This is a genomic window from Bacillus sp. LB7, assembly GCF_030449715.1.
Lineage (GTDB): Bacteria > Bacillota > Bacilli > Bacillales > Bacillaceae > Bacillus > Bacillus paralicheniformis.
Genome location: NZ_JASGCA010000002.1, coordinates 140,233 through 155,561, shown reverse-complemented (window position 1 = coordinate 155,561; position 15,329 = coordinate 140,233). Strand labels below are relative to the sequence as shown.

Below are 15,329 nucleotides of genomic sequence, written 5' to 3'. Positions count from 1 at the left end.
CTTTCTTCCTCCCTCTACCAATATCCATTTTCCTTAAACGTAAGCGGTCATGATGTTTGAAATGGCATTGTCGTCTGCCAGCGCAGCTTTTACTTCCCCTGTAATCGATTGAGTCGTGCAATGCTCCGAGCCTTTTGCCAGGTCCTTCGTCCGCTTACCTGCCCGGAGAACTTGATCGACTGCGTGTTCAACAGCTTTCGCTTCAGCTTCAAGACCGAATGACGTCCTGAGCATCATCGCCGCGGACAAGATTGCCGCAAGCGGATTGGCAATGTTCTGACCCGCGATATCAGGAGCCGAGCCATGCACAGGTTCATATAGATGAAGACCGGAGCTTGATAAGCTTGCCGACGGCAGCATGCCGAGCGATCCGGTCAGCATCGATGCTTCATCGCTTAAAATATCGCCGAACATGTTTTCAGTCACGATAATGTCAAACTGTCCAGGCGCGTAAATGAGCTGCATCGCTGCATTGTCGACGAGCATGTGCTCAAGCTTGACGTCAGGAAACTCTTTCGCTACTTCTTCCGCCGTCTTGCGCCATAGTTTGCTTGACTCAAGGACGTTCGCTTTATCAACGGAGGTCACTTTGCCTTTCCGTCTCTGCGCCATTTGGAAGGCCTCCCTGATGACCCTTTTCATTTCCGACTTTTTATAAAACAGCGTGTCAACGGCTTCTTCCTCGCCGTTCTGATTGACGTACTGCTCGCTCGGCTTTCCGAAATACAAGCCGCCCGTAAGCTCGCGTACGATGACAAAGTCAACACCTTCGATATATTCGGTTTTTAACGGAGAAGCCTCCGCAAGGCTTTCAAATACTTTAACAGGCCGCAGATTGGCAAAAAGATCGAGCTGCTTGCGGATGGCGAGCAGCCCTTTTTCAGGCCTCAGTTCAGAAGGATTTTGATCCCATTTCGGCCCGCCTACTGCTCCGAGCAAAATGGCGTCCGCAGCTTTGCAGGCGGCGACAGTTTCCTCAGGAAGCGGCGCTCCCGCCTCATCAATTGCCGCTCCCCCGATCAGGCCGTATTCAAATTCGAATTCATGCTGATAATGTTCAGCAACGCTTTTCAGCACATCAACAGCCGCGTCCAATACTTCGGGACCAATTCCGTCACCGGGCAAAAGTGCGATTCGTTTTTTCAAATTCAACAAACTCCTTCCTTATTACTGTTATGATCCTACAGCCGCCTGTTTTGACAATCCTTCCGTATTCGTCTTCAATACGAGATAGCGGTTCACTGCGTTCAAGTAAGCTTTGGCAGATGCTTCGAGAACATCCTGGGCGACTCCGCGTCCTCCGGATTCTTTTCCGTCGATCATCACCCTGACGTATACTTGCGCAAATGCATCCTGTCCCTTGCGATTGGATTGAATCCGGTAATCAAGGAGCTGGACTTCTTTATCCATACAGCGCTTCAGCGTGTTGTACACCGCTTCAACGCTTCCCGCTCCGGTCGCCGCTTCCTGGATGATCTGATCCGTTTCCTGATCTTTAAGGGAAACCGTTGCTGTCGGAACCTGCGAGGTGCCGTAATGAACCTGCAATGAAATAAATTCATAGCCGATTTTGCGGTCTGCCGTTTTCTCCTCGAGAATCAGGGAGATGAGATCTTCATCCGTAAATTCCTTTTTCTTGCCGGTAAGCTCTTTAAAGATGTTAAAAAATTTATTGATTTCTTCTTCTCCAAACTGGAATCCGAGGTTCTGCAGCTTATCTTTAAATGCGTGGCGCCCTGAATGCTTTCCGAGCACAAGCGCATCCGTTTTCACGCCGACAAGCTCCGGAGAAATAATTTCATATGTTGTTTTTTCTTTTAAGAAGCCGTCCTGGTGAATGCCTGATTCGTGGGCAAAGGCATTATCGCCGACGACCGCTTTGTTCCGCGGCACGGCCATGCCGGTGAGTTTGCTCACTAAATCACTTGTCCGCTTAATCTCATTCAGCTGAATCGTTGATTCCGCCTGGTAGAAATCTTTTCGGAGATAGAGGGCGACGGCGATTTCTTCAAGAGAGGCGTTCCCAGCTCTTTCGCCTATGCCGTTGATGACCGATTCGACTTGATCCGCTCCGTTTTCAATCGCAGCCAAAGAGTTGGCGACAGCCATGCCTAAATCATCGTGGCAATGGGCTGAAAGCGTGACTTTGTCAGCATTGCGGGCATTTTCTTTAATATAGCGGAAGATATTTCCGTACTCGGCGGGCGCTAAATAACCGACCGTATCCGGAAGATTGACGACATCCGCTCCTGCGGCGATCACTTCGCTGACGATCTCGGCTAAAAACGGAAGGTCGGTCCGGCACGCATCTTCGGCAGACCACTGGACGATCGGGAAGCGTTCTTTGGCGTATTTCACCATTGCGACCGCCTGTTCCAGAACCTGTTCGCGCGTTTTTTTCAGCTTATATTTTAAATGGATGTCAGAAGTGGCGATAAAAATGTGAAGCCTTGGTTCAGCCCCGTCTTTGAGCGCTTCCCACGCCGAATCGATATCCCCTTTGACAGAGCGGGCAAGCCCCGTTACCGAACAGTTTTTAATCGTCCTTGCGATTTCTTTTACTGCGTTGAAATCCCCGGGGGATGAAGCGGGGAAGCCCGCTTCCATAATGTTGACCCCGAGTTTTTCAAGCTGCTGGGCGATCGCCAGCTTCTCCTGCGTGTTTAAATTAACGCCCGGCGACTGTTCACCGTCACGGAGTGTCGTATCAAAAAAGTTAATTTTTCGCACCGGCTACCACCGCTTCCTTCTTCTTGCCCTGCTTGACAAACGGCATCATTTCGCGAAGCTTTCTGCCGACCACTTCGATTTCGTGTTCGTTTTCGCTTGTATTGATGGCGTTGAAACGCGGACGGTTGACTTGGTTTTCGACGATCCATTCTTTCGCGAATGTACCGTTTTGGATGTCTTTCAATACTTCTTTCATTGATGCTTTGACCTTCTCATCGACGACGCGCGGGCCTGATACGAAGTCTCCCCACTGCGCTGTGTCTGAAATCGAATATCTCATGCCTGCCAAACCTTCTTCATACATCAAGTCGACGATGAGCTTCAGCTCGTGCAGACACTCGAAGTATGCGAGTTCAGGCTGATAGCCCGCTTCTGTCAGCGTTTCGAATCCTGCTTTGACAAGGGAAGTCAATCCTCCGCACAGCACCGCCTGTTCACCGAAAAGATCGGTTTCAGTTTCTTCTTTAAATGTTGTTTCAAGAACACCGGCTCTTGCGCCGCCGATCGCTTTAGCATAAGCAAGGGCTTTGTCTTTCGCTTCCCCTGTTACGTCCTGATAGATCGCAAACAGCGCCGGAACCCCTGCACCTTGTTCAAACGTTCTTCTGACAAGATGTCCCGGTCCTTTAGGAGCGACAAGGAATACGTCAACATCTGCCGGAGGCACGATCTGATGGAAATGAACGTTGAATCCGTGGGCGAATACGAGTGAATTGCCCGCTTGAAGTCCGTCTTTAATTTCCGCTTCATACACTTTTTGCTGCTGTTCATCCGGAAGAAGCACCATAACGATGTCGGCCTGTTCTGCCGCTTCTCTTACCGTGAAAACTTGATGGCCGTCTTCCTCTGCTTTTGCAAAGGATTTCCCTTTTCTGACGCCGACAATGACGTCCACTCCGCTTTCTTTCAGGTTCAGTGCGTGCGCATGGCCCTGAGAGCCGTATCCGATTACCGCTACTTTTTTGCCTGCCAATACGTTTTCTTTGATATCACCGTTATAATATACTTTTACCATTTCAATCTCTCCCTTTTTATGTTTTATACAATAGATATTGTTTTAATAGAGGACGGCTTTTGCTGGGTTCCCCTCGCAAAGGCCGTTGTGCCTGTTCTGGCAACCTCTTTAATCCCATATGGTTTCAACAGTTCGATCAGGGCTTCGATCTTGCTTGATTCCCCCGTCACTTGAATCACGACGCTGTCTTTTGCGACATCGACGACAGTCGCCCGAAACGGTTCAATGACGCCGTTTATTTCCGCCCTGCTCGACGGAGGGGAAACCACCCTGATTAATGCCAGCTCTCTTTGGACGATCGATTGATTTGTAATGTCCGTGACTTTCAGTACATCAATCTGTTTGTTTAATTGTTTTGTCAGCTGTTCCGTTTCTTTTTCATCTGCCACATGAACGACAAACGTGATCCTGGAAATCCCCGCTGTTTCGGTGTGGCCGACGGTAATGCTTTCAATGTTGTAATGCCGTTTTGTAAACAACCCTGTAATTCTGTTTAAGACGCCGCTTTGATTCAAAACCGTCAGCGTGATGATTCTTTTCAAGGTTTCACCCCCACCATTTCGTGCAGCCCTTTTCCAGGCGCAACCATTGGAAATACTTTTTCAGCTTGTGCAACCTGAACATCGATGACCATCGGTTCATTCGACGTTAGCGCCGCTTCCAGCTTTTCTTCCGCTTCTTTTTCAGATGTGATTCGGACACCTTTGATGCCGTATGCTTCAGACAGCTTGATGAAATCAGGCTGTGATGCGAACTTGGAGTGTGAATAGCGCTCATCGTAAAAGATCTCCTGCCATTGCCGGACCATTCCGAGGCAGCGGTTGTTTAAGACCACGACTTTGATCGGAAGGTTCAGATCGTGAATGACGGACAGCTCCTGCAGCGTCATCTGGAATCCTCCGTCGCCGAGTATCGATACAACCGTCGCATCCTTATCCGCAAGCTGTGCTCCGATTGCCGCCGGAAGTCCGAAGCCCATCGTACCGAGTCCGCCGGAAGTGACCCATCTGTCGGCTTTTTGGAACTGATAAAATTGCGCAGCCCACATTTGATGCTGTCCGACGTCCGTCGTTAAAATTGCTTCGCCTTTCGTATAGCGGTGGATATATTCGATCAGCTTCTGCGGTTTGAATCCTTCTGTTTCATTCTCTTCATACCAGAGCGGATATTCGTTTTTCCAGTCCGCAAGCTGCTTTTTCCACTCATCCGAAGCGCTCGGTTTGCCGTTTTGCTTGATCAGCTCTGTCAGTACAAGCTTGCTGTCGCCGACAACCGGAATATGCGTATAAACGATTTTGCCGATTTCAGCCGGATCGATGTCAATGTGAGCGACTTTCGCATATTTTGCAAAATGCTTCAAGTTCCCTGTGACCCGGTCATCGAATCTCGCACCGATGCTGATTAACAGATCGCTTTCATACAGCGCCATGTTGGCCGCATACGTTCCGTGCATTCCGGCCATCCCGAGGAAAAGCGGATGGTCGGCCGGAAATCCTCCCAAGCCTAACAGCGTATGCGCCACCGGAATTTGCTGCTGTTCGACATAATTTTTTAATTCTTCTGACGCTTTCCCGTGCAAGACGCCCGCGCCCGCTAAAATCACCGGCTTTTTCGCTGCACTGACCGCTTCCACAAGCTTTCTGATCTGCAGATAATTCGGTTCCTTCGTCGGCTGATAGCCAGGAAGGTGAATCTCATGGTCGTAGCGGAATTCTCCTTCTACAACGGCGATGTCTTTAGGAATATCGATTAAAACGGGGCCCGGTCTTCCTGTTGTTGCGATATGGAATGCTTCTTTAATAATTCTCGGCAGATCTTCTGCATGGCGAACCTGGTAGCTGTGCTTTGTAATCGGCATCGTAATTCCGATGACGTCAGCTTCTTGAAATGCGTCAGATCCGATAACCGAGGTCGCAACCTGACCGGTGAATACGACGAGAGGCAATGAATCGATCATCGCGTCGGCCAGACCCGTTACAAGGTTGGTCGCTCCCGGACCGGATGTGGCGATGACGACACCCGGTTTCCCTGAAATCCTCGCATATCCTTCGGCTGCGTGGATGGCGCCTTGTTCATGGCGCGTCAGCACATGAAACATCCCCGATCCGTAGAGTTTGTCATAAATCGACAGGACCGCACCGCCGGGATACCCGTAGATCACTTCGACATTTTCCTGTTTTAAAGCCTCGATCAGCATTGACGCCCCTGCCATTGTTTGTGTACATTGGGCATTTTCAGCATCCAACTGTACATTCGTCCCCATTTTTCTTCCTCCTTATCAAGTGATCATTATCACTGTTCATTCACGTGGTTTTTTTAAAATTAATTCATGTATATATGCCGCAAAGCATGTTTCCAATCTGCTTTTGCAGCTAAAAAAAGCCTTCCCGCCCACTGTTGACGCTGCACACCTTGCAGGCCAAAGGGGCGAAAAGGCTTTTCTTTCCGCGGTACCACCCTTGTTCGCGGCTTTCGAAAGCCGCCTTATGGATAATCGCTTATCCGGTTTAATAACGAGTGAACCTTCGTGACGTTCACCCGGCCAGCCTTACTAAACTTGAAAGTCGTTCAGGCTGACACTCAGAGGGGAGTTCACAAGCGGAGGCCGTCACCGGTTTCCAGCAATCCCGGCTCTCTGCAGGCGGCGTTTCCGCTGTTACTTATCCTCTTCAACGTTTGTCTTTATTCAACTGACACTTAAGCTTTGATCTTCGAGGCTGACTTTTACCCCTTCACAGACGACGCGCTCGCGGAACTTTTCAAGCATCCGGTTTGTATGGACTCCCGGCTTGCCGTCCCCGATCTTGCGGCCGTCAACTTTTACGACCGCGATGACTTCTGCAGCCGTTCCGGTTAAAAACACTTCGTCGGCTGTGTATACGTCATGGCGGGTAAACGGCTCTTCTTTCACTTCATAGCCGAGTTCCTGCGCTATTTCGATAATGGCATTCCGGGTGATTCCTTCAAGCGCTCCGATATAGCCCGGAGGCGTCAAAAGCTTTCCGTTGTTATAAATGAATACGTTATCCGCAGAACCTTCGGCGACATAGCCTTGATCATTGAGCATGAGCGCTTCTGTCACGCCCGCCATGTGCGCCTCGATCCGGACAAGAATATTGTTTAAATAGTTCAGCGATTTCACTTTAGGGCTCAGTACATCAGGTCTGTTTCTTCTTGTCGGAACCGTCACGATGTCAATTCCCGTTTCATACAAGTGTTTCGGGAATATTGCCAATGGTTCGACAATTATAATGACACTCGGGTGTGAACAATTGTTTGGATCGAGTCCGAGGTCACCTGCTCCTCTTGAAACGACCAAGCGGATGTAAGCGTCTTTAAGCCCGTTTTTTTCGACTGTTTTGAGAACGTGCTGTGTCAGTTCTTCCTGCTGATATGGAATCTCCAGCATGATCGATCTCGCAGAATCGTAGAGGCGGTCCATGTGCTCTTTCATTCTGAAGATGTTGCCGCCGTATACCCTGATCCCTTCAAACACGCCGTCCCCGTATAAAAATCCGTGATCATAGACTGATATTTTAGCGTCTTCTTTTTTAACGAGTTTGTCGTTTAGGAAGATCCACTGGTCTTTCTGGTCCCCCATCCCTCTAGCACACCTTTCTGTTGTAAATGAACGCTTTAAACGGTTAAAAATTGATGATGCGGGAACCCGTTTTCCCGCTGTCATTCCCGGGAAAGATGAAAAGTTTTCAAGTGATTTGTTCTTTTGTTTGAACTCATATTACGCCCCTTTACATGCAGTGTCAACCGTATTTTTTAAAATTATTAGACAATTTCGATTAATCAATCTACTTGTATACGCTTACATGATTGATATAAAAGGAAATGCAAAATTGAAAAACAATCTGAAATTTTTTATGCAATTATAAAGATTACATAAAAAAACTGGTGTTTTATACAGTTTTGTTAGATTTTATTACCGACAACTTTTTTAAAATTTCATCCCGGAAGGTTAGATTTTTTACCACATTTGTGTACAGACTCCATTTTACGATTTTTTACATAAACTGCTGTTAATTCAATAAGAAACGGGTGAATATGATGTACCGCACCTTTCCTCCATACTCTGACCCCCGCGTGCGCCAATACCCGGGATACTTCGGCTATCCGACTACTTATGTCTATAATCCTTCAGCGTACGGGCCCTATCCCTATTATCCGTACGGCGGGGTGTTCACCACTCCGACTCTCGGATTCGGTATCGGTTATCCGGGAATTTCCGTTCCGGCTGTGCACGGCTTTACCGGTGGATTCAGAGAAGATTAACAAAGCACAAAAAAGAGAGAGCATTTTGCTCTCTCTTTTAACGGTTAAACGACTCCCTGAGCGATCATCGCATCCGCCACTTTAATAAATCCAGCTATATTGCAGCCGTCAAGCAGATTACCGGGACGTCCGTATTCTGAAGACGCTTCAACGCTTCTCTTGTAAATATCGGTCATGATCGTTCTGAGCTTCTCATCCGTTTCTTCCGCCGTCCAGTGGAGCCGCGCGCTGTTCTGCGCCATTTCGAGCGCTGAAACGGCCACACCGCCGGCATTTGCAGCCTTAGCCGGCCCAAAAAGAACCCCCGCATCCAAAAAGCGTTTGACGGCGCTCTCTTCAGACGGCATATTCGCTCCTTCTCCGACGGCTTTGACCCCATTTGAAATAAGCACTCCGGCCGCCTCTTCGTCAATTTCGTTCTGGGTCGCGCAAGGAAGCGCGATATCGCACGGAATAGACCAAATGCCGGAGCATCCTTCGAAATAGTGTGCTTCCGGATGCTCGTTGACATACTCGCGAATCCTTCCGTTCCCGCTTTCTTTGAGCCGCTTCACCGTCTCGAGGCTGATGCCTTTTTCGTCATAGACATAGCCGTCAGAATCGCTGCAGGCCACTACTTTTGCGCCGAATTGAGCGGCTTTTTCCATCGCATACAGCGCCACATTGCCTGAACCGGAGACGACAACTGTGCTGTTTTCAAAACGCAGCCCCTGATCCTTCAGCATTTCTTCTACGAAATAAACCAGACCGTACCCTGTCGCTTCTTTCCTCGTCAAACTGCCCCCGTATTCAAGGCCTTTGCCTGTTAACACACCTGCATCATAGCGGCCCCGAATCTTTTTATACTGTCCGAACATAAACCCGACTTCCCTTGCTCCGACACCAATATCGCCGGCAGGGATATCCGTGTCCGGTCCGATATGTCTGTACAGTTCATCCATAAAGCTTTGCGTAAAACTCATGATCTCCCTGTCAGACTTGCCCTTCGGATCAAAATCAGCCCCGCCTTTTCCGCCGCCGATCGGCTGGCCGGTTAAAGAATTTTTAAAAATCTGCTCAAAGCCCAAAAATTTAATAATGCTCGCGTTTACAGAAGGATGAAAGCGGATGCCGCCTTTATACGGACCGATCGCACTGTTAAATTGAACCCGGTATCCCCTGTTAACCTGGATATTGCCTTCATCATCGACCCACGGCACCCTGAAGGTGATCATCCGTTCCGGCTCTGCAATCCTTTCAAGAATGCGGTTTTCAATATACTTTGGATGCTTGGCCAATACAGGGACGAGGGAATCGAAAATTTCTTTTACAGCTTGAAGAAATTCGCTTTCGTGAAGATTTCGCTTCCGCACTGTCTCGTATGCTTTTGTCACATAATCTCTCGCCGCCTGGAAATTTGTTTGCTCCATTTTTTCTAGCGTATGCACCTTTCTTCAGCTCCCTTTCTAAAGTAAAAGCAGAACGAACTTGTAAGATTTTCTATCATGGTAAATTTTACAACCAATTCCCCATTTACATCAATCTGGAAAACAGATTAAACCATTGCTGAATTGAGATGTATAACAAAAAGCGAGAATAGACGGGTATTAAGATAGAAGAACACTTCTTAAAAGCTGAGGAGAAAAGGACCAATAAACCATAAAATACCATAACATCCGAAAGGTTCTTTCTGTGCTTTTCGTTGTGATCGGCGCATTTGCCCGTTGTACTCTCGGCAGAAAATGAGCATCTTCTCCCGTTTTCAAAATGAATCCTACTGCACAAAACGAAAACACATAGCTCTTCTTTTTCATGGCAACAATAAAACTAAAACAGGGGTGATCTGATGGACCACAAAAAAGAACTGTCGAACGTTGAAACACAAAGAAACTTTTTAACGGCTGAAGAATTTCCTGAAGGAGCGTATGGAGCTGCCCAGGGCAAAGACAAGCCTGTTGAAAACAAAAACACGCCATGGAAGGAAGGCCAGCAGTACTACAGCAATTTCACATATGAATTCCGCTATCTCCACCAAGGAATGCCGCGACAGTACCCCGGGGCGCATCCAACCCATGACGAAAAGGATCAAAACGAGGAATGACCGATAAAAAAGAGCCGTGCTAAACGGCTCTTTCAAGCTTTTTATTGGAGGGAATGCTGGAAATTTTGATTGTGTTGCTGGTTTTGTTGGTTTTGCTGATCCTGTTGACCTTGCTGTCCTTGCTGGTTAAATGACTGCTGCGCCTGCTGAAGTGCCTGGCTCATTTGGTTCATGGCCTGGTTTGTCTGGATCCCTTGAAGAGCCTGATTCAGCTGCTGAACAGCCTGCTGAATGCCTTGCTGAATTTGCTGATCCGTCTGCTGCTGAGATTGTGAGCTGGACTGCTGCTGAATTTGCTGCTTCAGCTGATTGATTCCCTGGCTCAATTGAGAGCTCTGCTGGCCGCTTTGGCCCTGCTGCTGTTACCCCATTTGATTAACAGTTTGCTCCAGCTGGGCAAGCTGCTGCTGGATATTTCCGAATTCCTGAGCAAGTTCGGTATCCGTAATGTTGACCCCGAGCAGCTGCTCATGCTTTTGTTTTTGTTGTTTCTGCTTTTGCTGCTGATTGTGCTGTTGTTTTGTCATTACAACATCCTCCTTAAAATTGATCACACCCTTCATTTTGTTTAAGATGACTAAAGGGAATTTTTAGGATGTTGTTGTTTGAAGAAAAAGGCCATTCAGAGAACTACTCTCACTTCAAGATACAATTGGAGATGTTCTTGAAAGAAGTATAGGAAGAGGATTAGGCAGCTCGTAAATTGTTATAAATGATAAAATATTCCTAAAAAGGAAAGATGGGGAGTGTAGTTGAACAGGATATCCAATAAAATAAAGGAGTTCCAATGAAATTCGAAAATTTAAATCCGCTTCCAATCCGCTCCCAAAACACATTTTCAACCCCAAAATAAAACGCATGTTCCAAGTAAATAAAAAAGCCTCAAACCCTTGTATACCAAGAAGTTTGAGGCTTTTTTCAGAGACGTCCCAGGAGAGATTCGAACTCCCGACCGACGGCTTAGAAGGCCGTTGCTCTATCCTGCTGAGCTACTGGGACATGATGTTGTTTTGTTTCGCTTTAACTATCAGCGACAAGATTTATTATATGCGGATCGGGACATAAAGTCAACAACTTTTTAGAATTTTTTTCTTCACGAGGAAGAAAAAAATTCTTCCTCATGAATGTGCTGGCAGTTGGACGTGGTTTGTCAGGCTTTCGACTTCCCGGCCGTCCAAGTCGTAAAAGCGGACCGTTGCATTGTCTTTGTCAATGTTTAGTATAGCATAAGTTTTTTCTTTCCGCACCCGCGGAAGGCGGATGCTGCCGGGGTTGATCAGCAGTTTTCCGTCCATCAGCTCGCTTCCGGCGATGTGGGAATGGCCGAAACAGATGATATCGGCGCCGAGTTCTTCAGCGCGGTAGTATACATTTAAAAGCGACTGTTTAATGCCGTATAAATGCCCGTGTGTGAAAAAAAGCTTTCTCGATCCGACGGGAACGACAATTTCGTCTTTAAACTCCCCGTAAAAATCGCAGTTTCCTTTTACCGTTAAGTAAGAGGAAAGCGCGGGATGGGAAGGATCCAATTCGGAATCCCCACAATGGATGATGAGATCTGTTTCCTTCCCGTGCCGCTCAGCGATCATTTCCAGTTCGTCTTCAAGACCATGGCTGTCGCTGACAATCAGAACCTTCATGATCGGCCCTCCTCCTTTACGCTTGATCCAATAGAGCGGACAGTTTTTTCAGCGCTTCCGCTCTGTGGCTGATTTTGTTCTTTTCGCCGCTTGAGAGCTCGGCCATCGTTTGATCTTTGTCTTTGACGAGAAAAACCGGGTCATAGCCGAAGCCGTTTGTGCCGCGCGGTTCTTCGGTAATATACCCTTCCACAGAACCTTCGACCGTTTTCGTTTCCTGTCCTGGAGTGCATAATGCGAGCGCGCATCTGAACCTCGCGGAGCGGTCTTCTTTTTCCACCCCTTCAAGCTCTTTCAATAGCTTTTTCAGGTTGGCGAGATCGTTTTTCTCTTCTCCTGCATAGCGGGCCGAGTATACGCCGGGGCTGCCGCCGAGGTAGTCGACAGACAGGCCTGAGTCATCGGCAATTACGATTTTTCCGGTTTCTTTCGAAATCGTTTCCGCTTTAATCACCGCGTTTTCTTCAAACGTCTGCCCGGTTTCTTCGATTTCGGGCGTATAGCCGATGTCCAGTAGAGATTTGACATCGTAGCCTCTCGGTTCGAGCATCGCTTTAAATTCTCTGACTTTCCCTTCGTTTTTCGTGGCAATGATGACTTCTTTCATCGTGTATCAAGCCTTTCTCATGTTATTGTTGAATGGCTGATGCAACGTCGCCGAGCACTTCTTTCTGCTTTTCGATCAGTTCGGCGATCCCTTTTTCAGCCAGTTCTAAAAGCCCGTCCAATTCACTTCTTGAGAATGTCGCTTCCTCTCCTGTTCCCTGAAGTTCGACAAAGCGGCCTTCGCCTGTCATGACGACGTTCATATCCACCTCTGCTGCAGAATCTTCCTGATAGTTCAAATCAAGGATCAATCCTTTTTCCTTATCGATTCCCACCGAAGTGGCAGCCAAAAAGTCAGTGATCGGCATCGCCTTCAGCGTGCCTTTTTCGACAAGTCTTCCGACGGCAAGCGCCATGGCCGTAAATGCTCCGGTGATCGACGCGGTTCTCGTGCCTCCGTCAGCCTGAATGACGTCGCAGTCGATCCAGATCGTCCGCTCACCGAGCTTTTCCAAATCAACGACCGCCCGCAGAGCTCGTCCGATCAGCCGTTGAATTTCCATCGTCCGCCCGGAGATTTTCCCTTTTGACGATTCCCTGATCGTCCTTTGGTTTGTGGCCCGCGGGAGCATGCTGTATTCCGCGGTGATCCAGCCCTTCCCTTCTCCTCTCAAAAAGGGCGGTACACGGTCTTCCACAGACGCGTTGCATATCACCTTTGTCCCGCCGACTGTGATCAGGACCGATCCCTCGGGATGCGTAATGAAGTCGAGGTCCATTGTGACAGGGCGCAATTCATTGTTTTCTCTTCCATCGTATCTCATTTTTTACCTCCGATTGTATGTACATAAACCTTTCACAATCATTCTGCTCTTCCAAAAAGCTGAATAAAGAAAGAGGCAGCTTTAATCGCTTACCTCTTTTTCTATAGTATATCAAAAATCTCTGCTTAAAAACTACCTGTGTTCACCTTGCTCGGTCTTGAAACCGGCTTGGAGAGCTTTTCTCCTTTTTCATTGACGAGCTCGGATTTTCCGTTCACAGTAACCGACACACTTTTCACATCAGGCAGCTCGGTTAATGTCAGCACAATACTGTTTAACACTTCATCCGATATCACTTTCTTCTCGCCGTCTGCACTCCCGTAGATCGCTTCATTAAAGTCAAGAGTCACATGGCCGTCTTCAATTTTCGGCTCGTTTTCAAGCTTGACGCCGCCCTGGAAATCGGAAAGCAGGCCGCTTTTATTGCCCGGTCCTTCCGTCAGCTCTTTAATCGCCGCCGTCACCTCGTCTTTTTCTTTTGCAGACGTCCGTTTCGTTACAGGAACGTAGTATGTGCCTTTGTCCGATTCAGCCAAATAATAGACGGTGACCGGCTGTGTCGCCGTTATATCGGTCACACCCGCCGTATCGAGGTTGATGCCGTCCTCGCGGCTGAGTTCTTCTGAAATCGGTGTGCCGTTAACAGGCATTTCTTTCAAATCATGGCCGTTCATGCGGATCTTCACTTTATCAATCGAGTTAAACTGTGTCAACGTCCATGTAATCGCCTGTACGATTTTTTGCTCGTCTTCAGCTTTATAGTTTTTAAATTCATTTGAGAAGTCAGCAATCGCTGTTCCGTCTTCTTTAATATCAACATTCACCGTTGTATCCGCTGGCAGCACGGCTCTGAACCCGTTTGGCAGGATGTTTGAAACAGGGCCGCCTTCAACGAGGTATTCAAGCGCTTGTTTAGCCGTGCCTTCCTGCTTTGGCAGCGGCAGCGTCTGTGCAGTCACATAGCCGTTCTTATCAATGAGATAAAGCTCTCTCATAACCGTATCGCTCGTTTGAGCCGCTTTATCGTCGCTTGTCGTTTTGCTGCCTTTGTCTTCTGTTTTATCTTTGGTTTTGTCTGTTTTGTCTTGCTCCTTCTCCTCTTTTACATATGTGATGTCCTGCGGCGGATCTATCTCCTCTGAGGCTTGATCTGACTGAAATATTCCGCACCCGGAAAGAAGCAGCGCGGAGGCCGTAACCGAAACCGCGATTCCTTTCATTCCTTTTTTCAGCATACTTTTCCCTCCTAAGGCAGTTTGTACTATTATGTATACGAGCCCGTTTTTGAATTAGACCGCTTTTTAAAAAAATCCCTCTGAATACAAAAAACCTTTTCTTTTAAAGAATAGGCTCATGAAAAAAGCTGCCGTTTAATTGTGCGGCAGCTTTATTTTATAGCGGTTTCCTGAAGAGAAATGCTTTCCACATTTTTCACTTCGTATCCAAACCAATCATTTGCAATTTTTGTGAAGCGGGCGCGCTCCCCGGTTGTTAAAAACAAGTGTTCCGGCGGTTCCCCCGTTTTGCTTAATAAACTGTTGTATGACAAAATCGTGCTGACTTCCCTGGCCGTTTCATCTCCGGAGGAAATAATGTTGACGCGCTCTCCCATATAGCGCTGAATCGGCTCTTTTAAAATCGGATAATGCGTGCATCCGAGAATCAGCGTATCGATTGATGAATCCCTGAGCGGGTGCAGTGACGACCTGACGATTTCATCAGCCGTCTCATCCAAAAATTTGCCGCTTTCCACAAACGGGACAAACATCGGGCAAGCCAGATTTTCTACCGTTAAATCTCCGTTCAGCGAAAGAAGCGCTTCTTCGTAGGCGCCGCTTTTGATCGTGTTTTCTGTTCCGATCACGCCGATCCGCTGGTTTTCCGTCACTTTAATCGCGGTTCTGGCTCCGGGCTGCACAACGCCGATGACCGGGATCGCGACTTCTCTGCTTATTTCTTCAAGGGCGATGGCGGTCGCTGTATTGCAGGCGATCACGAGCATTTTAATATGGTGGCGGGATAACAAATAATTTGTCATTTCCCATGTATATGACAGGACTTCTTCTCTGTCGCGAGGTCCGTACGGACACCTTTTCGTATCTCCAAGATATATAATTTTTTCTTTCGGCAGCTGCCTCATGATTTCTTTTGCAACGGTTAAACCGCCGACTCCCGAATCGATGACTCCTATCGGTTGATCCAACAAAATC

The 15,329-nt window shown here is 47.8% G+C and carries 16 protein-coding genes, 1 tRNA gene and 1 other annotated feature; of the genes, 2 read left to right on the top strand and 15 right to left on the bottom strand.

Annotated features, from left to right (window positions below):
- Positions 1–33: 33 nt before the first annotated feature.
- The 6 genes from leuB to ilvE all read right to left on the bottom strand — a co-directional run bounded on the left by leuB (position 34) and on the right by ilvE (position 7,346).
- Complete coding sequence (gene leuB, locus QMZ64_RS03285) at positions 34–1,146, bottom strand: 3-isopropylmalate dehydrogenase (protein WP_265626046.1); 1,113 nt, start codon at positions 1,144–1,146, stop codon at positions 34–36.
- Positions 1,147–1,173: 27 nt separating this feature from the next.
- On the bottom strand, positions 1,174–2,730 hold the full coding sequence (locus QMZ64_RS03280) for a 2-isopropylmalate synthase (RefSeq protein ID WP_026579125.1): 1,557 nt from the start codon (positions 2,728–2,730) through the stop codon (positions 1,174–1,176).
- A complete protein-coding gene (gene ilvC, locus QMZ64_RS03275) occupies positions 2,717–3,745 on the bottom strand; it encodes a ketol-acid reductoisomerase (protein ID WP_020452476.1) in 1,029 nt (342 codons plus the stop codon). The genes QMZ64_RS03280 and ilvC overlap by 14 nt, the downstream gene beginning before the upstream one ends.
- Positions 3,746–3,768: 23 nt before the next feature.
- Complete coding sequence (ilvN, locus tag QMZ64_RS03270; protein WP_020452477.1) at positions 3,769–4,287, bottom strand: acetolactate synthase small subunit; 519 nt, start codon at positions 4,285–4,287, stop codon at positions 3,769–3,771.
- Positions 4,284–6,008: an acetolactate synthase large subunit gene (gene ilvB, locus QMZ64_RS03265; RefSeq protein ID WP_265626043.1), complete on the bottom strand. Its 1,725-nt coding sequence runs from the start codon at positions 6,006–6,008 to the stop codon at positions 4,284–4,286. The genes ilvN and ilvB overlap by 4 nt, the downstream gene beginning before the upstream one ends.
- A 157-nt stretch (positions 6,009–6,165) precedes the next feature.
- Positions 6,166–6,427 (bottom strand) — a binding site (T-box leader).
- A 4-nt stretch (positions 6,428–6,431) separates the two neighbouring features.
- Positions 6,432–7,346 (bottom strand): branched-chain-amino-acid transaminase, encoded by a 915-nt coding sequence (gene ilvE, locus QMZ64_RS03260; RefSeq protein ID WP_265626042.1) that lies wholly within the window; start codon positions 7,344–7,346, stop codon positions 6,432–6,434.
- 455 nt (positions 7,347–7,801) lie between these two features.
- Between ilvE and QMZ64_RS03255 the strand changes: the two genes are divergently transcribed.
- Positions 7,802–8,029, top strand: a complete 228-nt coding sequence (locus QMZ64_RS03255; RefSeq protein ID WP_301441128.1) for a hypothetical protein — start codon at positions 7,802–7,804, stop codon at positions 8,027–8,029.
- Positions 8,030–8,073: 44 nt separating this feature from the next.
- On the opposite strand, the gene gdhA is transcribed toward QMZ64_RS03255, so the two are convergent.
- Positions 8,074–9,456, bottom strand: coding sequence for an NADP-specific glutamate dehydrogenase (gdhA, locus tag QMZ64_RS03250; RefSeq protein ID WP_265626039.1), 1,383 nt, complete (start codon positions 9,454–9,456; stop codon positions 8,074–8,076).
- Positions 9,457–9,854: 398 nt separating this feature from the next.
- Here gdhA and QMZ64_RS03245 point away from each other — a divergent pair, with 398 nt between their 5' ends.
- Entirely contained in the window at positions 9,855–10,109 is a 255-nt protein-coding gene (locus QMZ64_RS03245) for a hypothetical protein (RefSeq protein WP_265626038.1), read from the top strand.
- Between the two features lie 41 nt (positions 10,110–10,150).
- Here the strand turns inward: QMZ64_RS03245 and QMZ64_RS03240 are convergent, their stop codons facing one another.
- The 8 genes from QMZ64_RS03240 to racE all read right to left on the bottom strand — a co-directional run bounded on the left by QMZ64_RS03240 (position 10,151) and on the right by racE (position 15,325).
- Positions 10,151–10,435, bottom strand: a complete 285-nt coding sequence (locus QMZ64_RS03240) for a hypothetical protein (protein WP_265626037.1) — start codon at positions 10,433–10,435, stop codon at positions 10,151–10,153.
- Positions 10,436–10,471: 36 nt separating this feature from the next.
- Complete coding sequence (locus QMZ64_RS03235; protein WP_265626035.1) at positions 10,472–10,636, bottom strand: hypothetical protein; 165 nt, start codon at positions 10,634–10,636, stop codon at positions 10,472–10,474.
- Between the two features lie 398 nt (positions 10,637–11,034).
- A tRNA-Arg gene (locus QMZ64_RS03230) sits at positions 11,035–11,108 on the bottom strand.
- Positions 11,109–11,227: 119 nt separating this feature from the next.
- On the bottom strand, positions 11,228–11,749 hold the full coding sequence (locus tag QMZ64_RS03225) for a YfcE family phosphodiesterase (RefSeq protein WP_242792981.1): 522 nt from the start codon (positions 11,747–11,749) through the stop codon (positions 11,228–11,230).
- Positions 11,750–11,765: 16 nt separating this feature from the next.
- Positions 11,766–12,356, bottom strand: a complete 591-nt coding sequence (locus QMZ64_RS03220) for an XTP/dITP diphosphatase (RefSeq protein WP_075752009.1) — start codon at positions 12,354–12,356, stop codon at positions 11,766–11,768.
- Between the two features lie 22 nt (positions 12,357–12,378).
- Positions 12,379–13,119: a ribonuclease PH gene (gene rph / locus QMZ64_RS03215; RefSeq protein WP_020452486.1), complete on the bottom strand. Its 741-nt coding sequence runs from the start codon at positions 13,117–13,119 to the stop codon at positions 12,379–12,381.
- A 125-nt stretch (positions 13,120–13,244) separates the two neighbouring features.
- A complete protein-coding gene (locus QMZ64_RS03210) occupies positions 13,245–14,354 on the bottom strand; it encodes a GerMN domain-containing protein (protein WP_265626031.1) in 1,110 nt (369 codons plus the stop codon).
- A 152-nt stretch (positions 14,355–14,506) separates the two neighbouring features.
- Positions 14,507–15,325, bottom strand: coding sequence for a glutamate racemase (racE, locus tag QMZ64_RS03205; RefSeq protein ID WP_265626029.1), 819 nt, complete (start codon positions 15,323–15,325; stop codon positions 14,507–14,509).
- Positions 15,326–15,329: the final 4 nt, after the last annotated feature.